We start from the raw sequence: 26,288 nt of genomic DNA, 5'->3' as shown, positions 1-26,288 counted from the left end.
CCCTCAGGCGGCCTGGGACTCGCCCGAGGCGGCCATGATCCGGTCCTTGGACACGGTGCTGTCGAATTCGGCCGTGATGCGGCCCTTGTGCATGACGATGATCCGGTGGGCGATGGACAGGCATTCGCTGACCTCGGAGGTGGAATAGACCACCGCCAGCCCGTTCCGCGCGCCTTCGGCCAGCAGGCGGAACACCTCGGCCTTAGCGCCGATGTCGATGCCGCGCGACGGCTCGTCCAGCAGGATGGCGCGGGGGTTGGTGGCCAGCATCTTGCCGATCACGACCTTCTGCTGGTTGCCGCCCGACAGCGACCCGATGGGGGCGCCCCCGCCCGATGTCTTGACGGTCACGCGGCGGATGCTGTCGTCGACCAGCGCGCGTTCGGCGCGGGTGCTGGTGAACAGTCCGCGCGTGAACCGCCCGATGGACGCCAGCGACAGGTTCTGGCCGACGCTCATGGTCTGGACCAGACCGTCGCGCTGGCGGTCCTCGGGGACCAGGGCCAGGCCGCGGGCGATGCGTTGGCCGATGGACAGGTGGCTGATCTCATGACCTTCAAGCACGATCTGGCCACCAGTGGCGCGCAGGCGTCCGGCGACCGTCTCCAACAGCTCTGTCCGACCGGCGCCCATCAGGCCATAGATGCAGACGATCTCTCCGGCGCGCACGTCCAGGTTCAGCCCGCGCACCAGGTCCTGGCCCGTGGCGTCGGGCACCGACAGGTCGCGGATCGACAGGGCGACCTCGCCCATCGTGCTGTCCGGGGGCGATCCCAGGTCGTAATTCTCGCCCACCATGTTGCGCACGATCCATTCCAGGTCGATCTGGGCGCGCGGCGCATATGCGGTCATCATCCCGTCGCGCAGCACCACCGCATGGTCGGTGATGGTCAGCGCCTCTTCCAGGTGGTGAGAGATATAGACGATGCTGACGCCCCGCGCGGTCAGGTCGCGAATGACCTTGAACAGCACCTCGACCTCGCTGGCCGACAGGGCGCTGGTGGGTTCGTCCATGATCAGGATGCGGCTGTCCACGGACAGGGCGCGGGCGATCTCGACGATCTGCTGCTGGCCAAGGCGCAGGTCCTCGACCGGGGTGGCGGGGTCGATCTGCTCCTCCAGCTCCTCCATCAGGGCGCGGGTCTGACGCTCCTCCTCGGCGTAATCGACGCCCAGGGGGCCCATGATCTCGCGGCCCATGAAGATGTTGTCGCGCACCGACAGGTTCGGGGCTAGGGACAGCTCCTGGTGGATGATCGAAATGCCCCGGGCGCGCGCGTCATTGGCATTGCCGAACGCCACCGGCTGGGCGTCCAGCACGATCTGGCCCGCGGAGGGCTGGATCACCCCCGACAGGATCTTCATCAGCGTCGATTTTCCCGCGCCGTTTTCCCCGAACAGCGTGGTGACCTGGCCGCGATGGATGTCGAAATTCACGCCCTTCAGTGCATGAACCTGACCATAGGATTTCGCCACGTTGCGGGCGGCAAGAACGACCTCGGCGCTCATTGGACCTCCATCGCGACGGGGGTGATCAGCCAGTTCGACGGATTGATCAGCCGGAACGCGCCGGTCACCGTGACCTGCCTGCCGGTCAGGGCGGCGGTGTCGATGGGGGCCAGCACCTCGGCCGCCATGGCGCGGTTGATGCCTGATCCGGCGTCCTGGTATTCGATCTGGTTGCGGAAGGCGCCAAAGGAGATGTCGCCGGGCGCGTCGCGCAGGTCGGTGCCGTTGATCGCTGGGCCTGTCTGTACGCGGATGCGCAGATCCTCGGGCAGGCCGTCGACCGTCAGGGGATAGACCCCGGCGCGCGGCTCGCCTGCGGTGCCGGTCACGGTGACCATCATGATCGCGCCGGTCGATGCGGGCGTGCCGTATTCGGCGATGGCCGCGTCCTGATCGGCGGCGATGGCGGCGGCCAGGTCTGTCGCGGGCACCGCGCGGGCGATCACCGCGTCACGGATGCGGGGGAATTCCTGCGTGCCATAGGCGTCGGGCGAGAATGCCTGCTGCCGCGCATCGGCCTCGGAGCCGACCTGCACCACGGTTGTGTCCAGCGCGATCGCGGTCAGGACGCCCAGGCCGATCGCCACGGACAGGATCAGGCCGCGGCGGCTGGCGGCGGGGGCCCGGGGGGCGGGGGTGCTGTCGGTCATCGGGCGGCCTCTGGCTGAAGGGCGGGCGCCACCGGCGCCGGCCATGTGATCTCTGCGTGATGATCGCCGGGGGTGCCGGTTCCGGCAAGGCGGCGGTCACCTGCCCGTTTCGAAAGGGCACACCCCGGCGCGGGCGCCGCCACGCGGGCCGGGCGCAAGGGTCGGACGGATGGTCCATGATGGGCGATTGCGGTCATGCGTCCCGGCCTCCCCTCCGGTCGATTCGCGTCGCTGATGCCTGTGATTGCGGCGAATCCGCGCATCCATCACAGGTCGTTGCAATCAGCTTAGATGAAATAAATTGCTGTGTCCGTAAAAAAATACGTTCCCTGTGCGATGATCGTGATATAAACCGACAGACCAAGGGACGGAGGCACCATGACCACCATGCAGCGCGACGTGCTGATCGGGATCGACGCGGGGACCTCGGTCATCAAGGCCGTGGGGTTCGATCTGTCGGGCCGGCAGCTGGGCGCGGCCTCGGTTGCCAACCGCTATGCCACGGGCGCGCGGGGGGCGGCGACGCAGGACATGGCGCGGACCTGGGATGATTGCGCGGCGGCGCTGCGGGCGCTGGCAGACCACATCCCCGACCTTGCGGCGCGGACCGCGGCGCTGTCGGTGACGGGGCAGGGCGACGGCACCTGGCTGGTGGGCGATGACGGGCCGGTGGGCGATGCCTGGCTGTGGCTGGACGCGCGCGCCGCGCCCACGGTCACGCGGCTGGGCCAGGACCGCGCCCGGTTCGAGGCGACGGGCACCGGCCTGAACACCTGTCAGCAGGGCGCGCAGATGGCGCATATGGACGCCCATTACCCCGACCTGCTGGACCGCGCCCGGGTCGCGTTGCATTGCAAGGACTGGCTGTATCTGAACCTGACCGGCATCCGCGCGACCGACCCGTCCGAGGCCAGCTTTACCTTTGGCAATTTCCGCACCCGCGCCTATGACGACGCGGTGATCGAGGCGCTGGGCCTGATGCATCGGCGCGGCCTGCTGCCGCCGATCATCGACGGCACGCAGGTGACCCATTCGCTGACCATTGATGCCGCCGCCGCGACGGGGCTGCTGGCGGGAACGCCGGTATCCTTGGGTTATGTCGATATGGTGATGACCGCGCTGGGCGCGGGCGTGCTGGGCGGGGCGGGCGACGTGGCCTGTTCGACGGTTGGGTCGACCGGGGTGCATCTGCGCGCGGTGACCGCTGACCGGGTGCATCTGAACGATCAGGGCACGGGCTATGTCATCTGTCTGCCCGTGCCGGGCATGGTCACGCAGGTCCAGACCAACATGGCGGCGACGCTGAACCTGGACTGGGTGCTGGGCCTGGCCGCGGGCATCCTGTCCGACATGGGCCAGCCGGTGACGCATCGCGATCTGGTCGCGCGGCTGGACGGTTGGCTGGGGCAGGCAGCGCCGGGGCAGATCCTCTATCACCCCTACATCTCTGATGCCGGGGAACGGGGGCCGTTCGTCGATGCGGGCGCGCGGGCGGGGTTCACCGGCCTGTCGGCGGGGCACCGCTATCCCGATCTGGTCCGTGCCGTGGCCGAGGGGTTGGGCCTGGCCATGCGCGACTGTTACGCCGCGATGGGGCCGCTGCCGTCCGAACTGCGCCTGACCGGGGGCGCGGCGCGGTCGCCCGCGCTGCGCGCCATCCTGTCCGCGGCGCTGGACGCGCCCGTCCGCGTGTCGGACCGCGACGAGGCCGGGGCCGCGGGCGCCGCGATGATGGCCGCCGTGGCCATCGGCGCCTATCCCGACATGAATGCCTGCATCGCCGAATGGGTCACGCCCCTGCTGCGCAGCCCCGAAGCCCCCGACCCGCATCTGGCCGCCACCTATGCGCGGCTGTTTCCCGCCTTTGCCGCGGCGCGCAAGGCGCTGCCCCCCATCTGGAACGCGCTGGCCACCGCCCGCGCCCCCCTGCCAGGAGAGACCCATGACACCTGACCTGATCGACCTGTTCGTGATCGGTGGCGGCATCAACGGCGAGGGAGTCGCGCGCGATGCCGCGGGGCGGGGCCTGTCGGTCGTGCTGTGCGAAAAGGACGACCTGGCGCAGGGCACCTCGTCGCGTTCGGGCAAGCTGGTGCATGGCGGGCTGCGCTATCTGGAGTATTACGAATTCCGCCTGGTCCGCGAGGCGTTGATCGAACGTGAGGTGCTGCTGCGCGCCGCCCCCCACATCATCTGGCCGATGCGCTTTGTGCTGCCGCACAGCCCCGATGACCGGCCCGCCTGGCTGGTCCGGCTAGGGCTGTTCCTTTACGACAACCTGGGGGGGCGGAAGAAACTGCCGGGGACGCGCACGCTGGATCTGCGCCGCGATCCGGTCGGCGCGCCCCTGCTGGACCAGTATCACAAGGGTTTCGAATACAGCGACTGCTGGGTCGATGACGCGCGGCTGGTGGTGCTGAACGCGGTCGATGCGGCGGACCGCGGCGCGACCGTCCTGACCCGCACCGCCTGCGTGTCGGCGCGGCGCGAGGGCGATGTCTGGGCCGTGACCACCCGCGACACCGTCACGGGGGAGGAGCGGCAGTTCCGCGCCCGCTGCCTGGTCAATTGCGCGGGGCCCTGGGTCAGCGACATCATCACCCGCGTGGCCGGGTCGAATTCGGCCCGCAACGTGCGGCTGGTCAAGGGCAGCCATATCATCGTGCCGAAATGGTGGGACGGCCCCAATGCCTATCTGGTCCAGAACCACGACAAGCGGGTGATCTTCATCAACCCCTACGAAGGCGACATGGCGCTGATCGGCACGACCGACATCGCCTATGACGGCCGGGCCGAGGATGTGACCGCCGACGAGTCCGAGATCGACTATCTGCTGGCCGCCGTGAACCGCTATTTCAAGGAAAAGCTGCGCCGCCAGGACGTGATCCATTCATTCTCGGGTGTGCGTCCGCTGTTCGATGACGGGCAGGGCAACCCGTCGGCGGTGACGCGCGACTATGTGTTCGATCTGGACCGGAATGGCGGCGCGCCGATGCTGAACATCTTTGGCGGCAAGATCACTACCTTCCGCGAGCTGGCCGAGCGCGGCATGCACCGCCTGGCTGAGATCTTTCCGCAGATGGGCCCCGACTGGACCGAGACCGCCCCCCTGCCGGGCGGCGAGATTGCCAATGCCGATTACGAAAGCTTTGCCAACCTGCTGCGCGAATTGCACCCCTGGATGCCCCGCGCGCTGGTCCAGCATTATGGGCGGCTGTATGGCGCGCGGACCCGCGACGTGGTGGCGGGCGCCCGGTCGCTGGAGGGGTTGGGCCTGCATTTCGGCGGACAGCTTTATGAGGCCGAGGTGCGCTATCTTGTGGCCCGCGAATGGGCGCAGACGCCTGAGGACATCCTGACCCGCCGCACGAAACATTATCTGCACCTGACCCCGGCGCAGCAGGCGGGTTTTACCGACTGGTTCGCCGCATCGGATCTGGCGCAGGCCGCCTGAGAGGACATCATGCCCCTGACCCTGTCGCTGAACACAAACCCGCTGGTCAACCGCATCGCCGATCCGGACGACCTGATCGACACGGTCGCGCGCGACCTTTGCATCCGTGACCTGCAGCTGACGCATGAGTTCATCAACCCCTCCTGGCCCGCGCCGGTCATCCGCCGCCTGACGCGGCAGATGCGCGCGGCGCTGGACCGGACCGGGGTGCGGGTGACCAGCGGCATGACCGGGCCGTATGGGCGGCTGAACCATTTCGGCCATCCCGACGCGGATGTGCGGCGATACTATATCGACTGGTTCAAGACCTTCGCGGACATCACCGCCGATCTGGGCGGGAGGTCGGTCGGCACGCAATTCGCGATCTTTACCTGGAGTGACTATGACGCGCCCGCCCGCCGCGAGGACCTGATCCGCATCGCCATCGACTGTTGGGCGGAGGTGGCCGACCATGCCAAGGCCGCCGGTCTGGACTACATCTTCTGGGAGCCGATGAGCGTGGGCCGCGAATTCGGAGAGACGATCCCCGCCGCCATGGCGCTCCAGGACCGGCTGACGGCGGCCGACATGGCGGTGCCGATGTGGATGATGGCCGATATCGACCATGGCGACGTGACCAGTGCCGACCCCGACGATTACGACCCCTATGCCTGGGCGCGCGCGGTGCCCCGCGTCAGCCCGATCATCCACATCAAGCAGTCGCTGATGGACAAGGGCGGCCACCGCCCCTTCACCGCCGAATTCAACGCCAAGGGCCGGGTCCAGCCTGAACCCCTGCTGGAGGCGCTGTCCCAGGGCGGGGCCGTCGACAACGAGATCTGCCTGGAGCTGTCCTTCAAGGAGCGTGAGCCCGATGACCGGCAGGTGATCGCCCAGATCGCGGAAAGCGTGGCATTCTGGGCGCCGCATATCGACACCGGCGCGGATAAGCTGAATATCTAGCGCATCGCAGTCCGGGATGCCGCCATGACCAGCCCCTTCGCCTTTGCCACCGCCACGCAGATCCTCTTCGGACGCGGCCAGTCGGCCGAGGCGGCGGGCCGCATCGCGGCGATGGGGCGTGCGGTGCTGCTGGTGCAGGGGGCGACACCTGTGCGCGCCGACTGGCTGGCCCGCGCGCTGGAGGCGCAGGGCTGCACGGTCACGCGCCTACCGGTGCCGCGTGAGCCCGACCTGCCGATGATCCTGTCGGCGCTGGAGGATGCCAAGGGCGCCCAGGTCGTCGTGGCCCTGGGCGGTGGTGCGGTGATCGATGCGGGCAAGGCGCTGGCCGCCTGCCTGACCATGACCAGGCCCGTTCTGGACCATCTGGAGGTGGTGGGGCAGGGCCTGCCGCTGGACCATCAGCCGCTGCCCTTCGTGGCAATCCCCACCACCGCAGGCACGGGGGCCGAGGTCACCCGCAATGCGGTGATCGGCGTGCCGGATGCACGCCGCAAGGTCAGCCTGCGCGACGCGCGAATGCTGCCCGCGCTGGCCATCGTGGACCCAGGCCTGACCGATGGCTGTCCGCGGGGGGTGACGCTGGCCTCGGGGCTGGATGCCATCACGCAGGTGATCGAGCCCTACGTCTGCACCCGCGCCAACCCTCTGGCCGATGCGCTGTGCCGCGATGCCATCCCGCGCGGCCTGACGGCGATCATGCGCCTGATGGAGGCCGAGGACCCGCAGGCCCGCGACGAAATGGCCTGGGTCAGCCTGTGCGGCGGTCTGGCTCTGGCCAATGCGGGCCTGGGCGCGGTGCATGGTCTGGCGGGCCCCTTGGGCGGGCTGACCGGGGCCGCGCATGGCGCGATCTGCGGTGCGCTGCTGCCGCATGTGCTGCTGGCCAACCGGCAGGCGGTGACCGATCCGGCCCTGGCGGCGCGGTTGGATCAGGTCGGCGCCTGGATCGGCGCGACCTTCGGGCGGGGCGGTGCCACCCTGCCGCAGGCGGCGGCGCTGCTGGGCGAGTGGTCGCGGGCGGCGGGCCTTCCCGGCCTTGCCGCACAGGGGATCGACGCGGCTGCCCAGCAGGCGGCTGCCGAGGCGGCGGCGACATCCTCCTCCATGAAGGCTAACCCGGCGCCCCTTTCCGTGGCCGCGTTGCGGGCCGTCATGCGGGCGGCATCGTGATGACGCGGCGCGGCCCGATCGACCCCGAGCAGAGCCTGGCGACCCGCGCCGCCTGGCTGCATTACGCGGGCGGGCTGACGCAGGCGGCGGTGGCCAAGCGGCTGGGCGTGACCGGCGTCAAGGCGCATCGCCTGATCGCCCGCGCGGTGGCCGAGGGCGTGGTCAAGGTCACCATCGACGGAGAGATCGTCGAATGCGCCATGCTGGAGGACCAGCTCTGCGCGCGCTTTGGCCTGGCGCATTGCGAGGTGGCCCCCGACCTGGGAGAGGAGGGGATGCCCCTGCGCGCCCTGGCCCTGGCCGGTGCGGGCTTTCTGCGCCGCGCCATCGAAAGCGGGGAGCATCAGGTCATCGGCCTGGGCCACGGTCGGACCCTGGCGGCGGCAGTCCGGCAGCTGCCCCGGTTCGAGGCGCGCGACATTCGTTTCGTGGCGGTGCTGGGCGGCCTGACGCGCAATTACGCGGCGAACCCGCATGACGTCATGCACACTCTGGCCGAAAAGACCGGCGCGCAGGCCTATGTGATGCCGGTGCCGTTTTTTGCCAATTCCGAGGCCGACCGCGCGGTGCTGCTGTCCCAACCCGGCGTGCGCGACATCTTCGATCTGTCGAACAGCGCGACCCTGACCCTGGTGGGGATGGGCACGGCGGATGCGGGGGCGCAGCTGGTTGCCTCGGGGATGATCGAACGGCGCGAAATCGCGGAAATCAACGCGGCCGGCGGCATGGGAGAGATGATGGGCCATTTCTTCGACGCCCGAGGACATGTGCTGGAAACCACCCTGACCGCCCGGACCCTGGCGGTCGAGCTGGACCGCGCCGAAGACCAGCGCATCGTCGTCATCGCGGGCGGTCCCGACAAGTTGGCGGCGATCCGGGCGGTGCTGAACAGCGGCCGCTTGTCCGGCCTGATCACCGACGAGATCACGGCGCGCGGCCTGATGTCGGCGTGACCCGCACGGGGGCGGGTCGGGGAAACCCCGACCCGGTCGCTGCCGCTGGGCCCCGCGCGCTTTGCGCGCGTGGGGTGCATCATGTCGAGGCCGCTTGCGGCCTTGACCTTTGGATCAGTGGCCGGTCACCAGACGGGCGCGGGCGATGATGGCCGCGGGGGTGATGCCGAATTCCTGGTACAGGCGGTCGATGGGGGCCGAGGCGCCGAAACCGGTCATGCCGATCACATCGTCCTCGGTCGCGACATAGCGGGACCAGCCGAACTTGCCGGCGGCCTCGACGGCGATGCGGGGCGCGGTACCCAAGGTCTGGGCGCGGTAATCGGCGGATTGCGCCTCGAACAGCTCCCAGCTGGGCATCGACACGACGGCCACGGCCATGCCCTCGGCGGCCAGCGCCTCGGCGGCCTGAACGGCGATGGCGACCTCGGTGCCGGTGGCGATCAGGGTCACGTCGCGGCCCTCGCCGAACTGGCGGATCACATAGGCGCCCTTGGCGGTCAGGTTCTCGGTCCCGGCATCAAGGCGCAACTGCGGCACGTCCTGGCGGGACAGGGCCAGCAGGGACGGCACGTTGCGGTTGCGGATCGCGATGTCCCAGGCCTCCAGCGTCTCGACCGTGTCGGCGGGGCGCAGGACGGTCAGGCCGGGGATGGCACGCAGCGACGCCAGATGTTCGACCGGTTGATGCGTGGGGCCGTCCTCGCCCAGGCCGATGCTGTCATGGGTCATGACATAGATCGTGCCGACACCCATCAGCGCCGACAGGCGGATCGCGTTGCGGGCATAGTCGGAAAACACCAGGAATGTCCCGCCATATGCGATCACGCCGCCATGCAGGTTCAGCCCGTTCATCGCGGCGGCCATGCCGAATTCGCGCACGCCATAGCCGATATAGCGGCCGGGCGCGTCGCGGGTGTATTGCGTGTCGACCGCCTTGACGCGGGTCAGGTTCGATCCGGTCAGGTCGGCCGATCCGCCGATCATCGCAGGCACGGCCCCGGCCAGGGCCTCCAGCGCCATCTGGCTGGCCTTGCGGGTCGCGGCCTTCTTCGGTGCGGCGAACAGGGCGTCGCGGGCGGCGGTGACGGCGGCGTCATAGCCCTCGGGCAGATCGCCCGACAGGCGCTGCGTCAGGGCGGCACCTTGGGGCGATGCGGCCAGACGGGCCTCCCATGCCTCGCGGTCAGCAGTGCCGCGTGCGCCGATCTGGCGCCACTCAGTGGCCAGGTCGTCGGGGATCACGAAGGCGTCATGCGTCCAGCCCAGGGCCTCGCGGGTCAGCGCGCCCTCATCGGCGCCCAAGGGCGAGCCATGCACGGAATAGCTGCCCGCCCGGTTGGGCGAGCCAAACCCGATGATCGTCTTCATCGCGATCAGTGACGGTTTCCCCGTCTCGGCCTTGGCGGCCTCCATCGCGGCATCCAGCGCGTGGCCGTCATGGCCGTCGCAGGTCTGGACATGCCAGCCGCAGGCCGCGAACCGCGCCGGGATGTCCTCGGAGAAGCTGACCGAGGTCGGGCCGTCGATGGTGATGCTGTTGTCATCATACAGCACGATCAGCTTGCCCAAGCCCAGATGGCCCGCAAGACTGATTGCCTCCTGGCCGATGCCCTCCTGCAGGCAGCCGTCGCCCAGCATGACCCAGGTGCGGTGATCGACCAGGTCGTCGCCGAATTCGCCCGCCAGCGCGCGTTCCGCCAGCGCCATGCCCACGGCGGTGGCCAAGCCCTGACCCAAGGGGCCGGTCGTGGTCTCGATCCCCTTGGCGTGGCCGTATTCCGGGTGGCCCGCGGTGATCGCGCCCCATTGGCGGAAATTCTTGACCTGCTCCAGCGTCATGTCCTGATACCCGGTCAGGTGCAGCAGGCTGTAGAGCAGCATCGACGCATGCCCGTTCGACAGCACAAAGCGGTCGCGGTCGGGCCAATCGGGGTTCGCGGCGTCGAATTTAAGGTGGTTGCGGAACAGCACGGTGGCGGCATCGGCCATGCCCATCGGCGCGCCGGGATGGCCGCTGTTGGCGGCGTTCACGGCGTCGATGGTCAGCGCCCGGATGCAGTTCGCCAGGGCGAAGTTCTGTGGGTCCAGATCGGCCTTGGCGGCGATGGCGGGGTCTTTGGGGGTGTCTAAGGGCATGGGGGTCCTCCTGTTGCGCCCTCCATAGCCTATCGGCGGTGTCATCACAACGAAAAATCACAAAGTAACATTCAGGGTGTTGTTATGTGCGGTTGGCGTGTTATGAATGGAGTGTGAAACAGGGAGGGCGGCGTGAAACGCGACGAACGCAGGCAGGCGATCATGGATCTGCTGGTCGCGGCACGGGCCGTGGACCTGGACGATCTGGCGCTGCGCTTTGCGGTCAGCCGGATGACCATCCACCGCGATCTGGACGACCTGGAACAGGCGGGCCTGCTGCGCAAGGTGCGCGGCGGCGCTACTATTGAGGCCGGCACCCAGTTCGAGAGCGATTTCCGCATCCGCGAATTGCAGGACGGCGACGCCAAGGCGCGCATGGCCCAGGCCGCGCTGGAGCTGGTCGAGCCGGGGATGACCGTGATGGTCAATGACGGCTCGATGGCGGCGCTGCTGGGGGCGCGGTTGACCGACCGCGCTCCGCTGACGGTCATCACCAACAATGCCGCCATCATCGACCGGCTGCGCGACGCGCCGCGGGTGACGCTGATCGCGCTTGGCGGCATCTACAGCGTCAAGTTCAACGGCTTTTTCGGCATGGTGACCGAGGATGCGCTGTCGCGGCTGCGGGCGGACCTGGCGTTCATCTCGACCCCGGCGGTGGCGGGTCTGCGGGCGTTTCACATGGATGACGGCGTGGTGCGGACCAAGCGCGCGATGATGCAGGCGTCGGAACGTTGCGCGCTGTTGGTCAACCACGCCCGCTTTGGGCGCAGCGCGCTGCATGCGCTGGCCGACCTGTCGGATTTCGACGCCATCATCACCGACGCGCCCCCCGCGCCCGAGGATCGCGCCGCGATCGACCGGGCGGGCATCGCGCTGACCATCGCAAAGGACCCCGCATGACCCAATTCTGGATCGGCACCAGCTGGAAGATGAACAAGACCCTGGCCGAGGCGATGACATTCGCGGACGGCCTGCGCGGCACGCCCGCGCACGCAGGCATCCAGCGGTTTGTCATCCCGCCCTTCACCGCCTGCCGCCAGGTGGCCGACGCCCTGTCGGACTCTGACGTCAAGGTCGGCGCGCAGAACATGCACTGGGACGACGCGGGCGCCTGGACCGGGGAAATCAGCCCTGTGATGCTGACCGATTGCGGGCTGGACATGGTCGAGCTGGGCCACAGCGAACGCCGCGAATATTTCGGCGAGACCGACGCGACCGTAGGCCTGAAGACCGCCGCCGCCATCCGCCACAGCCTGATCCCGCTGATCTGCATCGGCGAAACCTTGGCCGAGCGCGAGGCAGGCCGCGCCACGCAGGTGCTGGAGACCCAGGTCCGCGCCGCGCTGGAGCCGGTGGCTGGGTCTGACGCCACGATCCTGCTGGCCTACGAGCCGGTCTGGGCCATCGGCGCGAACGGCATTCCTGCGACCTCGGATTACGCCAATGCGCGTCAGGCCGAGATCATCGCGGTGGCGCAGGACGTGCTGGGCCGCCCTGTGCCCTGCCTCTATGGCGGGTCGGTCAATCCGGGCAATTGCGCGGAACTGATCGCCTGCCCGCATATCGACGGGCTGTTCATCGGGCGGTCGGCCTGGGACGTGAACGGCTATCTGGACATCCTGGCGCGCTGCGCCGCAACCATCGGAGAGAACGCATGAAACTGGCAATCGCAGGCGACAGCGCGGGCGAAGGTTTGGCCAAGGTGCTGGCCGACCACCTCAAGGACCGCTTCGACGTGTCGGAAATCAGCCGCACGGACGAAGGCCCCGACGCGTTCTATGCCAACCTGTCGGACCGCGTTGCAAGCCAGGTCATGGACGGCACCTATGACCGCGCCATCCTGGTCTGCGGCACGGGCATCGGGGTCTGCATCGCGGCCAACAAGGTGCCGGGCATCCGCGCCGCGTTGACGCATGACACCTATTCCGCCGAACGCGCCGCGCTGTCGAACGACGCGCAGATCATCACCATGGGCGCCCGCGTCATCGGGGCCGAGGTCGCCAAAACCATCGCCGATGCCTGGCTGGCGCAGACCGAAAACTTTGACCGCAACGGCAAGTCGGCGGGCAATGTCGATGCGATCGACGCGGTCGGCGCCAAGTACGCAGGGCGGTGATGCTGCGGCTGCCGACGGACGGGCCGGCCACCGGGCCGCTACTGGACGATCTGCTGGCGCGTGACGGCGCGCCTGCCATCGTGGCGGCCATCGCCCGCGCATTGCCGCCCTTGGCCGCGCGTCTGGCGGCGGGCCGCCTGCATGGCGACCCCGAGGCCATCGTCGGCACCAACGACAGCGGCGACAGCCAGAAGGCGCTGGACATGGCGGCCCATGACCACATGATTTCCGTCCTACGCGCAGCGGGCGTGCGTCAGGTGCTGTCCGAGGAGGCCGATGATATCATCGGCCTGAACCCCGATGGGGCGTTTGACGTGGCGATCGATCCGATCGACGGGTCTGGCAGCATCGGCATCGGCGCGCCCCTGGGAATGCTGTTCAGCATCCTGCCCGCCGACCCGCAGGGGTTCGCGCGGACGGGCCGGGCGGTGGTGGCAGCGGGATACGCGTCCTTTGGCCATTCGGTCGATTTCGGTTGGTCCACCGGCGCGGGCGTCCATGTCGCCACCTGGGATGCTGAGGCTGATGCGTTCCGCGTCAGCCGCAAGAACCTGCGCCTGAAACCGCAGGCCTCGACCATCGCGTATAACGCTTCGAACGAACGCCACTGGGCGCCCGGGCTGCAGGCCTGGGCCCGCGATCTGCGCGTGGGGCGCGACGGGCCGCGCGGGCGCGATTTCAACATGCGCTGGCTGGCCGCCGCCGTGGGCGAGTTGCACCGCATCCTGCTGAAAGGCGGCGCGTTCCTGTACCCCGCCGATGCGCGCCCCGGATATGGCGATGGCCGGTTGCGGCTGATCTATGAATGCGTGCCCATCGCCTTTCTGATCGAACAGGCGGGCGGGCAGGCCACCGACGGGCACGGCCCCATCCTGGACCGCGTGCCGCGCGGCCTGCACGAATTCACCCCCCTTTATTTCGGCGCCTCGGACGAGATCGACGCGCTGCATGACGCCCTCAGAGGATAACCCCGATGCCCATGATCACCCTGCGCCAACTGCTGGATCACGCAGCCGAGCATGGCTATGCCGTGCCCGCCTTCAACATCAACAACATGGAGCAGGGCCTGGCCGTGATGCAGGCGGCGCAGGCCACCCGCAGCCCGGTGATCCTGCAGGCCAGCCGAGGCGCACGGGCCTATGCCAATGACGCGGTGCTGGCCGGGCTGATCGGCGGGCTGGCGCGGGCCTATCCCGACATCCCGATCTGTATGCATCTGGACCATGGCAACGGGCTGGAGACCTGCGCGACCGCGATCCAGAACGGCTTCACCTCGGTGATGATGGACGGATCGCTGAAATCTGACGGCAAGACGCCCGCCGACTACGCCTATAACGCCGACATCACCCGCCGCGTCACCGAAATGGCCCATGCCTGCGGCGTCTCGGTCGAGGGAGAACTGGGCGTGCTGGGCAGCCTGGAGACCGGCATGGGCGACGCCGAGGACGGCCACGGCGCCGAGGGCAAGCTGTCCGAGGATCAGCTGTTGACCGACCCCGACGAGGCCGTGCGGTTCGTCGAGGATACCGGCGTGGACGCGCTGGCCATCGCGATGGGCACCAGCCACGGCGCGTATAAATTCACCCGTAAGCCTGACGGCGACATCCTGGCGATGCATGTGATCGAGGAGATCCACCGCCGCCTGCCCAACACCCATCTGGTGATGCACGGCTCCAGTTCGGTCCCCGAGGATCTGCAGGCCATCATCAACGCGCATGGCGGCGACATCCGCCCGACCTGGGGCGTCCCCGTCGACGAGATCCAGCGCGGCATCCGCCACGGCGTGCGCAAGGTCAACATCGACACCGATAACCGCCTGGCCATGACCGCCGCGATCCGCCGCGTGCTGGCCGAGCACCCGGCCGAGTTCGACCCGCGCGCCTATCTGAAGCCCGCGATGGCGATGATGGCGCAGGTCTGCCGCGACCGGTTCGAGGCCTTCGGGACCGCAGGCAATGCCGACCGCCTGCGCCCGCTGTCCATGCCGGAAATGGCCGCGCGTTACTGATCCGCGCGGGCCAGCAACGCCTCGACCTCGGGACCGATGGCGTCGACGATCTGGCGGACGCCCTCGGCATTGGGGTGGATGCTGTCGTCCTGCATCAGGTCGGCCAAGGACAGGCCCTGCGTTGCCTTTTCCCCGATCGGTCCCAGGAAATCGGGGACCAGCACCGCGTCGTATTGCGCGGCCAGATCGACATACATCCCCTCGAAGTCGCGGGCGAAATCGGGGCCGTAATTGCCCGGCGCGGGCAGGCCCGCCAGCAGGACCGGCACGTCGGCCGCCTGCGCCTTGGACAGGATGGCATCCAGGTTGGCCCGGCTGGAGGCCGGGTCGATCCCGCGCAGCAGGTCGTTGCCGCCAAGCGCCACGATCATCGCATCGGGCGCGTCAGCCAGCGTCCAGTCGACGCGCGCCGCACCCCCCGCCGTCGTATCGCCCGACACGCCCGCGTTGATGACCGTCACGTCATGGCCGCGGCCCTGCAGCCAATCCTGCAGCACAGGGACGAACCCCTCCTCCTGCGGCAGGCCGTATCCCTGCGTCAGACTGTCGCCCAGGGCGGTCAGGCGCAGCGCCTCTGCGTCAGCAGGGGTTGCGCCCGATGCCATGACCGTGACCGCCAGCGCCGCCAAGGCGGCCCGGGCGCGGTTGCCAATCGCGGCGCGGCCCCCGTATCGTGCCGCCAAAGCCCAAGATGAGAGGACCGAGCCCATGGCCGACCCGGTGATCCGCCTGCGCGACGCGCAACTGACGCTGCAGGGCAACGCGGGGCCGGTCGATATCCTGCGCGGCATCACGCTGGACGTGGCGCGGGGCGAGACGGTCGGGTTGGTCGGTCCTTCGGGGTCGGGCAAATCATCGCTCCTGATGCTGATGGGCGGGCTGGAACGGGCCACCGGCGGACAGGTCCGTGCATTGGGTCAGGATCTGACCGCGCTGGACGAGGACGCGCTGGCACGCTTTCGTCTTGGCAATATGGGGGTGGTGTTCCAGTCCTTCCACCTGATCCCGACGATGACGGCGCTTGAAAATGTCGCGACCCCGCTGGAGCTGGCGGGCGTGGACGATGCCTTTGACCGCGCGGCGGCCGAACTGGGCCGCGTGGGTCTGGGCGGACGGCTGGACCATTACCCCGCCCAGCTGTCGGGGGGCGAACAGCAGCGCGTGGCGCTGGCCCGCGCCGCGGCGCCGCGTCCCGCGATCCTGCTGGCGGATGAGCCCACCGGCAATCTGGACGGCACCAACGGGCAGGCGATCATGGATCTGCTGTTCGCCCTGTCGCGCGATCATGGCGCGACGCTGGTTCTGGTCACGCATGATCCGGTCCTGGCCGCGCGCTGCGACCGGGTGATCCGCTTGAACGACGGCCGCGTCGATGCGAGGGTCCCGGCATGAGCCTGGCACTGGCGGCCCGCATCGCGCGGCGCGATCTGCGCGGCGGATTGCGGGGGTTCTGGGTGCTGCTGGTGTGTCTGGCGCTTGGGGTCGCGGCGATCGCGGCGGTGGGGTCTGTGCGCGCGGCGATCCAGGCGGGGCTGACCGAACAGGGCGCGGCCCTGCTGGGCGGCGATGCCGAGGTCAGCCTGACCTATCGCTTTGCCGATCCGGCCGAACGCGACTGGCTGGGGGATCGCGCCGCAACCGTGTCAGAGATCGTCGATTTCCGGTCGATGGCCGTGGTGGGCCAGGACGGTGCCGCCGAACGCGCGCTGACCCAGGTCAAGGGCGTGGACGCGGCCTGGCCGCTGGTGGGGCAGGTGGTTCTTGACCCGCCGATGCCGCTGGCCGAGGCGCTTGGCCCGACGCCGCAGGGCCTGCCCGGCGGGGTGATGGCGCCGCTGCTGGCCGACCGTCTGGGGCTGGCGGTGGGCGACGTGTTCCGGCTGGGGGTGCAGGATTTCGTCCTGACCGCGCGCCTGCAGGTCGAACCCGATGCGGGGGCGGCGGGATTCGGTTTTGGTCCGCGCACGCTGGTCCTGCGATCCGCGCTGGAGGACAGCCAGCTCCTGGGCGCGGGCACGCTGTTCGACAGCCGCTATCGGCTGATGCTGCCGCCGGGGGCGGACCCCGAGGCGCTGCGCGACGAGTGGCGCGCGGCCTTTCCGGACAGCGGGGCGCGCTGGCGCGACAGCCGCCGGGGCGCGCCGGGTATCGACAATTTCGTGGACCGCATCGGCGCCTTTCTGGTGCTGGTCGGGCTGACGGGGCTGGCCGTGGGCGGGGTCGGCGTGTCGGCTGCGGTGCGCGCGCATCTGGCGCGCAAGACGCAGGTCATCGCGGTGCTCAAGACGCTTGGGGCGTCGGGGCGCACGATCTTTCAGGTCTATCTGCTGCAGGTGGGGGCGGTGACGCTGATGGGCGTCGCCCTGGGGCTGGTGCTGGGCGCGCTGGTGCCGCTGGCGCTGGCGCCGATCCTGTCGGCGCGGCTGCCGGTGCCGGCGGTCTTTGCGCCCTATCCCGGCCCGCTGGCCGAGGCGGCGCTGTACGGCATCCTGACGGCGGCGATCTTTACGCTGTGGCCGCTGGCGCGGACCCGCCAGATCCGGGCGGCGACGCTGTTCCGCGATGCGGGCGGCATCGGTGCGGGCTGGCCGCAGGCGCGGTTCCTGGCCGTGATCGGGCTGGCGGCGGCGCTGTTGGTGGGGTCGGCTGCCTGGTTCTCGGGGCTGTGGGCGCTGACGCTTGGGGTGGCGGGGGGCGTGATCCTGGCCTTTGGCGTGCTGGTCGCGGCGGCGGGCCTGGTCCGGCGCGCGGCGCGGGCGGGCGGGCGGTCGCGGCTGATGCGCGGGCGTCCTGCGCTGCGGCTGGCGCTGTCGGCCATCGGCGGGCCGCGGGACGAGGCGCTGTCGGTGATTCTGTCCTTGGGGCTGGGGCTGACCGTCCTGGCGGCGGTGGGGCAGGTGTCGTCGAACCTGAACCAGGCGATCCGCACCGAACTGCCGGACCGCGCGCCGACCTATTTCTTTCTGGACATCCAGCCCGATCAGCTGGACGGGTTCCTGACCCGGCTGCGGGACGATCCGCTGGTGGGTGACGTGGCGACCGCGCCGATGCTGCGCGGAATCATCACCGGCCTCAAGGACCGTCCCGCCCGCGAGGTCGCGCCCGACCACTGGGTGCTGCGCGGCGACCGGGGCATCACCTATGCCGCGTCCCCGCCGCCCGGAACCCGCATCACCCAGGGCGAATGGTGGCCCGAGGATTACGCAGGCCCCCCCCTGGCCAGCTTTTCCGATGAGATCGCGACCGAGATCGGGCTGCAGGTCGGCGACACGATCACGGTCAACATCCTGGGCCGCGACATCACCGCCACCATCGCCAACCTGCGCGAGGTCGATTTCAGCGACGCGGGCATCGGCTTTGTGATGGCTCTGGACCCCGGCGCGATGCAGGGCGCGCCGCACACCCATATCGCCACCGTCCATGCCGACCCCGCGGCCGAGGCGCCGATCCTGCGCGATCTGGGCAGCCGCTATCCCAACGTGACCGCCGTCCCCGTGCGCGAGGTCATTGACCGCGCCGCCGAGGCGCTGTCGGGCATCGCCGCCGCCACGGCCTGGGCGGCGGGGGCCACGCTGCTGACCGGGTTCGTGGTGCTGATCGGCGCGGCTGCCGCGGGCGAACGCGCCCGTGTGCATGAGGCGGCGGTCCTGAAAACGCTTGGCGCTTCGCGGGCGCGCATCCTGGCCAGCTTTGCCCTGCGCTCGGCGTTGCTGGGGGCTGCGGCGGGGGGCGTGGCGCTGTTGGGCGGAGGCCTGGCGGGCTGGGCGGTGTCGGTCCTGGTGATGGAGGTGCCGTTCCGGTTCGACCTGGTCTCGGCCCTCATGATCGTGGTGGGGGGCGTGTTGGCCACATTGCTGGCGGGTCTGGGCTTTGCCTGGCGGCCGCTCGCGGCGCGGCCCGCCCGGGTGCTGCGCGCGCAGGACTAGGCGCGCCGACGCATCATTTGTGCGCGGGGCGTCATGGCCACTGGCGGGACGGGGGCCGCCGCCCTATCTTGGGGCCTGCGGCAGCCTGGCCGCGCCTGCCGGAACGACGCGTCAGCCATGCACGCCCCCTGTGACCCCATCCCGATGCTGCAGCCTACCGCGGGCGATGCGGTGATGCCTGCTGACCCCGACCGGGGTCTGGCGGGCTGTCGCCGCGCGCTGGTGGCCTGGGCGACGGTGCTGGTGATGATCGTCACGCTGGTGGCGGCCCTGGCGCTGGCGCGGCCCATGATTCCGGGGCACGGACCCGAGGATCGCCTTTCCGACAGCGTCCTGCCCGCCTCCAGCGCGCTGGCCGAGCGCCCCAAGCCCGGCATGCCCCTGGGCGACGATGCGACCCTGCCGGAGCATCGTGTCACCCATGCGCGCGCCGGAGCCACGGATGTCGCGCCCTGGCCCGGCGCGATTGATCATCCGCCCGTCGCGCATCCCTGCCCGCGATGCAGGCCGCGTGCGCCGCCAGTCCCTCCGACGATGACGATCTGAACCCGGACCGCCTGGCTTTCAGGGGTCCGCCCGGTGTTTCGTATCCGAGGACGATAAGATGACCGATCTGGCAACCCCATCGGGGGCACGGCCCCCGCACGACCAGACTGACGCCGATGACGGGTTCCCCATGCCCCCGACCCGCCCGCAGCCGGGCGTCGCCCGACAGGTTCTGCTGCACTGGCTGGCGTTTCTAGGCGGCACGGCGGCCCTGCTGGGCGCGGCCGCCTGGCTGTTCTGAGATGTGCGCGACGGCCCCCGTCTGGGGATGCCGTCGCGCCTTGCGGCCCTACCTGTCTTTTGTATTCACTGGGTATGCTGTTGTGTGCCGGAGGGTTTCCATTGCGAACTGGGAGGTGACGTTCTTGATGGGGACGGCGTCGGTGAGGGCTTTGTAGAAGCGGTCATAGGCGGCCATGTCCGGGACAGCGACGCGCAGCAGATAGTCGATGTCGCCGGCCATGCGCCAGGCCTCCATGACCTCGGGCAGGGCGTCCATCGCGTGGGCAAATGCCTGGCGCCATTCGGTGGTATGGTCCGGGGCCTCGATGCCGACGAAGACGGTCAGCCCGAAGCCCAGCCTGGCGGGGTCGGCCAGGGCCACGCGGCGGGTCAGCACGCCGGTGGCCTCCAGCTTCTGGATGCGCTTCCAGCAGGGGGTCTGGGACAGGCCGACCTTGTCGGCGATCTGGGCGATGGGGGTGGTGGCATCCGCCATCAACGCCGCGACGATCTTGCGGTCGATCAGGTCCAGGGGGGCGGTCTGGGTCATCGGGACGATTCCTTTCCCGGACAGCATGCGATAATAATTTACAATGTCTAGTGTCATTGTCGTATTTTAGCGGATTGGCCCATCGGGTCCTGCCGGGCGGGCGGGGCCGGCGTGAAAACCCCGTGGTCCGGTCGTCTTTTCTTTTGCAGCGTGGCGAACTGGCCTATATCCGGCGGACAGCAACGCATCCGGGGGCCGCGCCATGATCACACAAAAGATGAAATACGCGCTGAAGGCCCTGCTGGTGCTTGGGGACGAGGCGCGCCGCGACCGCCCCGAGGCGCTGACCATCGAGGTGATCGCCCGGCGCTCCGGCACGCCCAAGCGGTTTCTGGAACAGATCCTGCTGGAGGTGCGCAACGCGGGGATCGTAGCGTCGATCCGGGGGCGGTCGGGGGGATATACCCTGATCAAGCGCCCCGAGGACGTCTCGATCTCGGAGCTGCTGCGGCTGATCGACGGGCCGATCGCGCCGCTGCCCTGCCTGTCGCGGCGCGCCTATCAGCGCTGCGAGGATTGCACCGACGAGGCCAGCTGCCGGTTGCGGCGCGTGTTCTCGGAGGTGTTCTGGTCCTACTTGATCCTGATCGAATCGCTGAGCCTGGCCGACATGCTGGGGTCCGAGGCGGTCGCGGCGCAGGTCACCGGCGCCTGATCGCGGGCCCGTCCCACGGCATCTGACATCCAGGATTGCGGGTTTTTCCAAGGCATGACGCCGCAGCGCCACGGCGCCACGGCGGCAGGGTGCATGGCCAGTGGCCGATCGGACGGCTGCGCGGAGAACAATCTTCTCTTTAGACGACTAAATCAGCCGATTTATTTCCATTGCTAAACACGACTTTACCTGTCGATATTAAGCCATCGAACCGCCGCATCGGCGACAGGAAAGGACGACAGATGAGCCCGCACCAGACCGGCACGATCTCTTCGCGGACCCGCCCTCCGCTTTGCGCCATCACGCTGATCGACCGGCGCACCGGCCGCCCGCACCGCGTGAACGGTGCGGCGCTGGTCTCGCTCAGCCGCGATCCGCAGCTGGCCGCGGCCGAGCTGCTGGCCGGACGCGACGCCCGCATCTGGGACGCCCGCATCCAGCCGCTGCCCGCCAGCACCACCGCCTGACCCCACGCCCCCCTTGAGCCACAGGAGACCGCCATGTTCGCCACCATCAAGACCGCCACCATCCAGACGGGCCCCCACAGCAGCGCCCAGGGCCCGCGCGTCACCCAACATGCCGATGGCCGGGTCACCATCTCGACCGGGCGCGGCACGCTGACCGGGTTCCCGGTCGGCAGGCTGGCCCCGATGGGCGTCTGACGCCCGCCTTTCCCTGATCAACCGTCACGAGGCCCCCATGTTTCTGCGCACCACCGCCCTTGCCCTGCTGATGCTGGCCCCTGCCGCCCATGCGGAGAGCCTGCTGAATGTCAGCTATGACCCCACCCGCGAGCTGTATCGCGAGTTCAACGAGGCCTTTGCCGCCCATTGGGAATCGCTTGGCAACCCGCGCCCCACCATCGAGACCAGCCATGGCGGATCGGGCGCGCAGGGGCGTGCGGTAATCGACGGGTTGAACGCTCAGGTGGTGACGCTGGCACTGGCGGGCGACATCGACCGCATCGCCACCGACACGGGCAAGCTGCCCGAGGACTGGCAATCGCGCCTGCCGCACAATTCCAGCCCCTATACCTCGACCATCGTGTTTCTGGTCCGCGAGGGTAATCCCAAGAGCATCCAGGACTGGGGCGACCTGATCCAGGACGACGTCGAAGTGATCACGCCCAACCCCAAGACGTCGGGCGGGGCGCGCTGGAACTATCTGGCGGCCTGGGCCTGGGCCGAGAAAGACGGCCGCGACCCGGCCGAGTTCGTGGGCCAGATCTATGCCAATGTGCCGGTGCTGGACACGGCGGCGCGCGGATCGACCACGACCTTCGCTCAACGCGGCATCGGTGACGTGCTGCTGGCCTGGGAGAACGAGGCCTATCTGGCGCTGGCCGAACTGGGCGAGGATCAGTTCGACATCGTGGTTCCCTCGCTTTCGGTGGTGGCCGAACCGCCGGTGGCGATCGTTGACGGCAACATCCAGAACGACGAACAGCGCGCACTGGCCGAGGCCTATCTGGACTATCTGTATTCCCCCGAGGGACAGGCTTTGGCCTACAAGCATTTCTACCGCGCATGGGACGACAGCGCCGCCGACCCCGAGGATGTCGCCCGTTTCCCGGACCTTGAACTGGTGACGATCGACGATCTGGGCGGGTGGGCCACTGTCCAGCCCGAGCATTTCGGCGATGGCGGGATCTTTGATCAGATCTATGTCGCGCCCTGATCCATGCGCGCACCCCTGATCCAAAGGACGGCAATGCCCGGTCTCGGCCTTTCGGCCGGGATCACCTTCTTCATGCTGACGCTGGTGGTGGCGCTGCCCATCGGCGCGCTGCTGTGGCAGGGCGCGGAATTCGGCGCCGCCAACATCTGGGCCACGATCAACCGCGACCGGGTCTGGGCGGCGCTGTGGCTGTCCTTCCGGCTGTCCTTTCTGGCCGCCTGCTTCAACCTGGTGTTCGGGGTGATCCTGGCCTGGGTGCTGGTCAGGTACCGCTTTCCGGGGCGGCGCATCATCGACGCGGCGGTGGACCTGCCCTTTGCGCTGCCCACTGCCGTGGCGGGCATCGCGCTGACCGCGCTTTACGCGCCGAACGGGGTTCTGGGCAGCCTGACCAATCAGATCGGCTGGCAGATCGCCTATACGCAATGGGGTATCTGGCTGGCGCTGGTCTTCGTGGGCCTGCCCTTCGTGACCCGCACCGTCCAGCCCGTCATCGAGGAGATCGAGACCGAGGTCGAGGAGGCATCCGCCACCCTTGGCGCGTCGCGTTGGCACACCCTGCGCCATGTGATCGCGCCGATGCTGATGCCCGCCGCCCTGACCGGCTTCGCGCTGTCGCTGGCGCGTGCGGTCGGCGAATACGGATCGGTGATCTTCATCGCCGGCAACATCCCGCTGCGCACCGAGATCGCGCCCCTGCTGATCGTGATCCAGCTGGAGGAGTACAATTACGGCGCCGCAGGGGCCATTGGCCTGGCGATGCTGGCCATCAGCTTTTCCATGCTGCTGCTGATCAACCTCATCCAGATCTGGTCACGCCGGAGGATCGGTCATGTCTGACGCCACCCTTCACAAACCGGCCACCCCCGCCCGCTTCCGGTCCGCCACCCAGGAATCGCCCGCCGCCCGGTGGACGCTGATCGCCATCGCGGTCGGTGGCCTGGCCCTGCTGGTCGGCGCGCCGCTGGTCATCGTCTTTGTCGAGGCGCTGTCGCGGGGCTGGGCCGCCGCGGTCGCAGGCCTTGCCAGCCGCGATGCACAGGCCGCGATCCGCCTGACCCTGCTGATCACCGCCATCGCCGTGCCGCTGAACGCGGTCGTTGGCATCGCGGCCGCGTGGTTCATCACCAAGTTCGACTTTCGCGGCAAGGCGTTCCTGATCACCCTGATCGACCTGCCCTTCAGCATCAGCCCGGTCGTGGCCGGCCTGTGCATCGTGCTGCTGTTCGGGGCCAATTCCGCGCTTGGCGGCTGGCTGGTGGCCAGCGGCTATCCCATCGTCTTTGCGGTGCCCGGCATCGTGCTGGCCACCGTCTTCGTGACCTTCCCGTTCGTCGCGCGCGAGTTGATCCCCGTGATGATCGAGCAGGGCCGCACCGAGGAGGAGGCCGCCCTGACGCTCGGCGCCACCGGCTGGCGGGTGTTTCGCACCGTGACCCTGCCCAACATCCGGTGGGCGCTGCTTTACGGCACGCTCTTGTGCACGGCCCGCGCGATGGGGGAATTCGGTGCCGTGGCCGTCGTGTCCGGCAAGATCCGCGGCCAGACCGCGACCATGCCGATCACCATCGAGATGTTCTACAACGAATACCTGTCAGTCGCGGCCTTTTCCATGGCCGCGCTGCTGACCGGGTTCGCGCTGCTGACGCTGCTGCTCAAGACCGCGCTGGAACTGCGCCATGCCGACGCGCTGTCGGCCACACGCCGCCATTAGGGAGGGACCCCCATGCACATCCAGATCGATGAGATCGCCAAGGATTTCGGCACCACCACCGCGCTGCATCCGGTCAGCCTGTCCATCCCCTCGGGCGCGCTGGTGGCACTGCTGGGGCCTTCCGGCTCGGGCAAGACGACGCTGCTACGCATCCTGGGGGGCCTTGAGTTTCCGACCTCGGGGCGTGTGCTGTTCAACAGCCAGGACGCCACCGGCCTGTCCGTGCAGGCGCGTCGTGCGGGTTTCGTGTTCCAGTCCTACGCCCTGTTCCGCCACATGACCGTGTTCGAGAACATCGCCTATGGCCTGCGCGCCCGTCCCCGCGCCTCGCGCCCGCCCAAGGCCGAAATCGACCGCCGCGTCCTGAAGCTGCTGGACCTGATCCAGCTGCCCCAGATCGCCGACCGCTATCCCACGCAACTGTCGGGCGGCCAGCGCCAGCGCGTGGCCCTGGCCCGCGCCCTGGCCATCGAGCCGCGGATGCTGCTCTTGGACGAGCCCTTCGGCGCCCTGGACGCCAAGGTCCGCAAGGGATTGCGCCAGGGCCTGCGCGACATCCATGACGAGACCGGCCTGACCTCGGTCTTCGTCACCCACGATCAGGACGAGGCCATGGAACTGGCCGATCTGGTCGTCGTCATGTCCATGGGCCGGATCGAGCAGATCGGCAAACCCCAGGACATCCGCGCCAAACCCGCAACCGAATTCGTCCGCGATTTCATCGGGGCGTGACGCCTACGGTCAGGCCTTCGGTAACGGGTGCATCTCGGTCAAGAGTTCCACGCACGCGCCGTTGTTCGCAGAGTGGCGGTTTCAGCTTTTGTCTGATCGTCTCACGGCTGCCGCAGCCACCTTCGTCCGGGATCACCTGGGTGCATGCTTCGGCCCGTGACAGGCCGCGCAGGCCGCCATCATGATGCTCAAGGCAGGTCCGATGTCCCACCCCATTGGCGTGCTCGATGGGGCTCGGCGACAGTCCTGACCACGGCATCATCGGAACCGCGACCCCTGGGGACCTCGACGGCCTGCGGTCAGGCAGGCAACGGTGGAGCCCCTGGCCGATCAGCGTGCATGCGGACCCTCGATCTCGGATCGGAAGGTTGTGCCGTCAGTCGCTATCGGGTGCAGGATCACGCTGATGCGCCGGGCAAGGGCGATCATGGCCCCTTCCGCGCCGCGGCGGCGCGCCATCTGCACTGCCCATGGTCTCAGCCATGTCGAGCGGCCACCAGTCGTTGGGAAAACCGTCCGCCGGACTGTTTTCTGACCCTCCTCATGCATCATGACCGGCGCCGCTCGGCACAGCGCCCGCCGCAGGGTGACGTCGCCTGCTTTGGTGATCCCGCCAGAGATGTCGCGGTCGCCCGACTGGTTGCGCGCCGGCGTGAGGCCACGCCACTTCGACAACGTGAACCGAGAGGGATGCCGGGTCTTGATCAGCACCACGCTCAGGCCCGCCTTGGTCAGGGGGCACCTGTCGAACCTCGTGTCGACACGTCTCCAGTCTTTCAGCCGCCCGAACATGATCATGTTACGCCCCTTGTCGTATGTCACCGTCGTTTCGCGAGAGACCCGGCTTGGGATTCATACGTTTCTCACCCCAGGGCCTCGACGCCTTGCGGTGTGCCTTGAGATATGTCGCGTCGGTCATGATCGTCTTGCGCTCGGCACTCTCGGCGGCCACGTCGACCATGAGCCGGGCGACGACCCCGTGGTTGCGTCACTGGAACCACCGGCGTTTGCCGCGCCCTCCAGCGCCACCAACGGTGGTAGAGGCTCTTGGCCGCGCCGTATTGCTTCGGCGCGTCAAACCACCGCAAGCCATTGCGATTGATAGAGATTGCTCCACTGAGCGCGCAGCGATCTTCGACGCGGGGCTTGCCATGGCTCTTGGCTAAGTACAGTTCTTGTCGCTCCATTCGGGCAACCCTCAGCCCGCAAGGATTGCTCATTAGAGCATTTCGCTTTTAACCTGACACATAGCCTGCAGCGTTGAAGTAGTTCCAGCATTCTTCGGGTGAGAACATGCTGCAGATGTCACCAAGGGCTTT

Annotated in this window: 26 protein-coding genes and 2 pseudogenes; 21 read left to right on the top strand and 7 right to left on the bottom strand. The window is 68.8% G+C overall.

Going from position 1 to position 26,288, the window contains the following annotated elements; all coding sequences use genetic code 11:
* Positions 1–3 precede the first annotated feature (3 nt).
* Positions 4–1,509, bottom strand: coding sequence for a sugar ABC transporter ATP-binding protein (locus ABS73_RS15250; protein WP_277021568.1), 1,506 nt, complete (start codon positions 1,507–1,509; stop codon positions 4–6).
* Positions 1,506–2,159, bottom strand: a complete 654-nt coding sequence (locus ABS73_RS15245) for a DUF2291 family protein (protein WP_277021571.1) — start codon at positions 2,157–2,159, stop codon at positions 1,506–1,508. The genes ABS73_RS15250 and ABS73_RS15245 overlap by 4 nt, the downstream gene beginning before the upstream one ends.
* 378 nt (positions 2,160–2,537) lie before the next feature.
* Here ABS73_RS15245 and ABS73_RS15240 point away from each other — a divergent pair, with 378 nt between their 5' ends.
* From ABS73_RS15240 to ABS73_RS15220, 5 genes are read left to right on the top strand one after another with little or no spacing between them, the layout of a single operon-like run.
* A complete protein-coding gene (locus tag ABS73_RS15240) occupies positions 2,538–4,112 on the top strand; it encodes an FGGY-family carbohydrate kinase (protein WP_277021573.1) in 1,575 nt (524 codons plus the stop codon).
* Positions 4,102–5,613 (top strand): glycerol-3-phosphate dehydrogenase, encoded by a 1,512-nt coding sequence (locus tag ABS73_RS15235; RefSeq protein ID WP_286693540.1) that lies wholly within the window; start codon positions 4,102–4,104, stop codon positions 5,611–5,613. The genes ABS73_RS15240 and ABS73_RS15235 overlap by 11 nt, the downstream gene beginning before the upstream one ends.
* 9 nt (positions 5,614–5,622) lie before the next feature.
* Positions 5,623–6,555, top strand: a complete 933-nt coding sequence (locus ABS73_RS15230; RefSeq protein ID WP_277021577.1) for a sugar phosphate isomerase/epimerase family protein — start codon at positions 5,623–5,625, stop codon at positions 6,553–6,555.
* A gap of 24 nt (positions 6,556–6,579) precedes the next feature.
* Positions 6,580–7,728, top strand: a complete 1,149-nt coding sequence (locus tag ABS73_RS15225; protein ID WP_277021580.1) for an iron-containing alcohol dehydrogenase — start codon at positions 6,580–6,582, stop codon at positions 7,726–7,728.
* The gene (locus ABS73_RS15220; RefSeq protein ID WP_277021583.1) at positions 7,728–8,681 is read left to right on the top strand and encodes a sugar-binding transcriptional regulator; all 954 of its coding nucleotides are present in this window, start codon (positions 7,728–7,730) and stop codon (positions 8,679–8,681) included. The genes ABS73_RS15225 and ABS73_RS15220 overlap by 1 nt, the downstream gene beginning before the upstream one ends.
* Before the next feature lie 114 nt (positions 8,682–8,795).
* Here ABS73_RS15220 and tkt read toward each other — a convergent pair whose 3' ends face one another.
* Positions 8,796–10,820: a transketolase gene (gene tkt / locus ABS73_RS15215; RefSeq protein WP_277021586.1), complete on the bottom strand. Its 2,025-nt coding sequence runs from the start codon at positions 10,818–10,820 to the stop codon at positions 8,796–8,798.
* 132 nt (positions 10,821–10,952) lie between these two features.
* On the opposite strand from tkt, the gene ABS73_RS15210 reads away from it, so the two are divergent.
* From ABS73_RS15210 to fba, 5 genes are read left to right on the top strand one after another with little or no spacing between them, the layout of a single operon-like run.
* On the top strand, positions 10,953–11,723 hold the full coding sequence (locus ABS73_RS15210; protein WP_277021589.1) for a DeoR/GlpR family DNA-binding transcription regulator: 771 nt from the start codon (positions 10,953–10,955) through the stop codon (positions 11,721–11,723).
* On the top strand, positions 11,720–12,481 hold the full coding sequence (locus ABS73_RS15205; RefSeq protein WP_277021591.1) for a triose-phosphate isomerase: 762 nt from the start codon (positions 11,720–11,722) through the stop codon (positions 12,479–12,481). Before ABS73_RS15210 ends, ABS73_RS15205 begins: the two co-directional genes overlap by 4 nt.
* Entirely contained in the window at positions 12,478–12,939 is a 462-nt protein-coding gene (gene derI / locus ABS73_RS15200; protein WP_277021594.1) for a D-erythrulose-4-phosphate isomerase, read from the top strand. The genes ABS73_RS15205 and derI overlap by 4 nt, the downstream gene beginning before the upstream one ends.
* A complete protein-coding gene (locus ABS73_RS15195) occupies positions 12,939–13,907 on the top strand; it encodes a class 1 fructose-bisphosphatase (RefSeq protein ID WP_277021597.1) in 969 nt (322 codons plus the stop codon). Before derI ends, ABS73_RS15195 begins: the two co-directional genes overlap by 1 nt.
* Positions 13,908–13,912: 5 nt before the next feature.
* Positions 13,913–14,947 (top strand): class II fructose-bisphosphate aldolase, encoded by a 1,035-nt coding sequence (fba, locus tag ABS73_RS15190; protein ID WP_277021600.1) that lies wholly within the window; start codon positions 13,913–13,915, stop codon positions 14,945–14,947.
* Here the strand turns inward: fba and ABS73_RS15185 are convergent.
* Positions 14,941–15,657: an arylesterase gene (locus ABS73_RS15185; protein ID WP_423805179.1), complete on the bottom strand. Its 717-nt coding sequence runs from the start codon at positions 15,655–15,657 to the stop codon at positions 14,941–14,943. The two genes, fba and ABS73_RS15185, sit on opposite strands and share 7 nt — an antisense overlap.
* Between ABS73_RS15185 and ABS73_RS15180 the strand changes: the two genes are divergently transcribed.
* The 4 genes from ABS73_RS15180 (at position 15,656) to ABS73_RS15165 (ending at position 19,660) form a co-directional block, all read left to right on the top strand.
* A complete protein-coding gene (locus tag ABS73_RS15180; RefSeq protein WP_277021603.1) occupies positions 15,656–16,339 on the top strand; it encodes an ABC transporter ATP-binding protein in 684 nt (227 codons plus the stop codon). The genes ABS73_RS15185 and ABS73_RS15180 overlap by 2 nt on opposite strands.
* Entirely contained in the window at positions 16,336–18,873 is a 2,538-nt protein-coding gene (locus ABS73_RS15175; protein WP_277021604.1) for an ABC transporter permease, read from the top strand. Before ABS73_RS15180 ends, ABS73_RS15175 begins: the two co-directional genes overlap by 4 nt.
* Positions 18,874–18,990: 117 nt before the next feature.
* A complete protein-coding gene (locus tag ABS73_RS15170; RefSeq protein ID WP_286693539.1) occupies positions 18,991–19,419 on the top strand; it encodes a hypothetical protein in 429 nt (142 codons plus the stop codon).
* Positions 19,420–19,477: 58 nt separating this feature from the next.
* Positions 19,478–19,660 carry a hypothetical protein gene (locus ABS73_RS15165; RefSeq protein ID WP_277021609.1) on the top strand — a complete coding sequence of 61 codons (183 nt, stop codon included), beginning with the start codon at positions 19,478–19,480 and terminating at the stop codon, positions 19,658–19,660.
* Between the two features lie 48 nt (positions 19,661–19,708).
* Here ABS73_RS15165 and ABS73_RS15160 read toward each other — a convergent pair whose 3' ends face one another.
* A complete protein-coding gene (locus ABS73_RS15160; RefSeq protein WP_277021610.1) occupies positions 19,709–20,191 on the bottom strand; it encodes an Lrp/AsnC family transcriptional regulator in 483 nt (160 codons plus the stop codon).
* Positions 20,192–20,393: 202 nt separating this feature from the next.
* On the opposite strand from ABS73_RS15160, the gene ABS73_RS15155 reads away from it, so the two are divergent.
* The 7 genes from ABS73_RS15155 to ABS73_RS15125 all read left to right on the top strand — a co-directional run bounded on the left by ABS73_RS15155 (position 20,394) and on the right by ABS73_RS15125 (position 24,969).
* Positions 20,394–20,846, top strand: coding sequence for an RrF2 family transcriptional regulator (locus ABS73_RS15155; protein WP_277021613.1), 453 nt, complete (start codon positions 20,394–20,396; stop codon positions 20,844–20,846).
* A 242-nt stretch (positions 20,847–21,088) separates the two neighbouring features.
* Complete coding sequence (locus tag ABS73_RS15150) at positions 21,089–21,313, top strand: hypothetical protein (RefSeq protein WP_136858286.1); 225 nt, start codon at positions 21,089–21,091, stop codon at positions 21,311–21,313.
* 33 nt (positions 21,314–21,346) lie between these two features.
* Positions 21,347–21,508: a hypothetical protein gene (locus ABS73_RS15145; protein ID WP_277021616.1), complete on the top strand. Its 162-nt coding sequence runs from the start codon at positions 21,347–21,349 to the stop codon at positions 21,506–21,508.
* Between the two features lie 37 nt (positions 21,509–21,545).
* Positions 21,546–22,523 carry a sulfate ABC transporter substrate-binding protein gene (locus ABS73_RS15140; protein WP_277021618.1) on the top strand — a complete coding sequence of 326 codons (978 nt, stop codon included), beginning with the start codon at positions 21,546–21,548 and terminating at the stop codon, positions 22,521–22,523.
* A 3-nt stretch (positions 22,524–22,526) separates the two neighbouring features.
* Positions 22,527–23,363, top strand: coding sequence for a sulfate ABC transporter permease subunit CysT (gene cysT / locus ABS73_RS15135; RefSeq protein WP_277021620.1), 837 nt, complete (start codon positions 22,527–22,529; stop codon positions 23,361–23,363).
* Positions 23,356–24,237, top strand: a complete 882-nt coding sequence (gene cysW / locus ABS73_RS15130; protein WP_277021623.1) for a sulfate ABC transporter permease subunit CysW — start codon at positions 23,356–23,358, stop codon at positions 24,235–24,237. The genes cysT and cysW overlap by 8 nt, the downstream gene beginning before the upstream one ends.
* Positions 24,238–24,249: 12 nt before the next feature.
* The gene (locus ABS73_RS15125; protein ID WP_277021625.1) at positions 24,250–24,969 is read left to right on the top strand and encodes a sulfate/molybdate ABC transporter ATP-binding protein; all 720 of its coding nucleotides are present in this window, start codon (positions 24,250–24,252) and stop codon (positions 24,967–24,969) included.
* A 330-nt stretch (positions 24,970–25,299) separates the two neighbouring features.
* On the opposite strand, the pseudogene ABS73_RS15120 reads toward ABS73_RS15125, so the two are convergent.
* Both ABS73_RS15120 and ABS73_RS15115 read right to left on the bottom strand, forming a co-directional pair.
* A pseudogene (locus ABS73_RS15120) lies at positions 25,300–25,659 on the bottom strand (transposase); the annotation flags it as partial.
* Between the two features lie 39 nt (positions 25,660–25,698).
* Positions 25,699–26,189: pseudogene (locus ABS73_RS15115) on the bottom strand (transposase family protein); the annotation flags it as partial.
* Between the last annotated feature and the right edge of the window lie 99 nt (positions 26,190–26,288).

It is taken from the genome of Paracoccus sp. SCN 68-21 (assembly GCF_001724535.1).
Classification (GTDB): Bacteria; Pseudomonadota; Alphaproteobacteria; order Rhodobacterales; family Rhodobacteraceae; genus Paracoccus; species Paracoccus hibiscisoli.
This window is presented reverse-complemented; position numbering and strand designations above follow the sequence as displayed.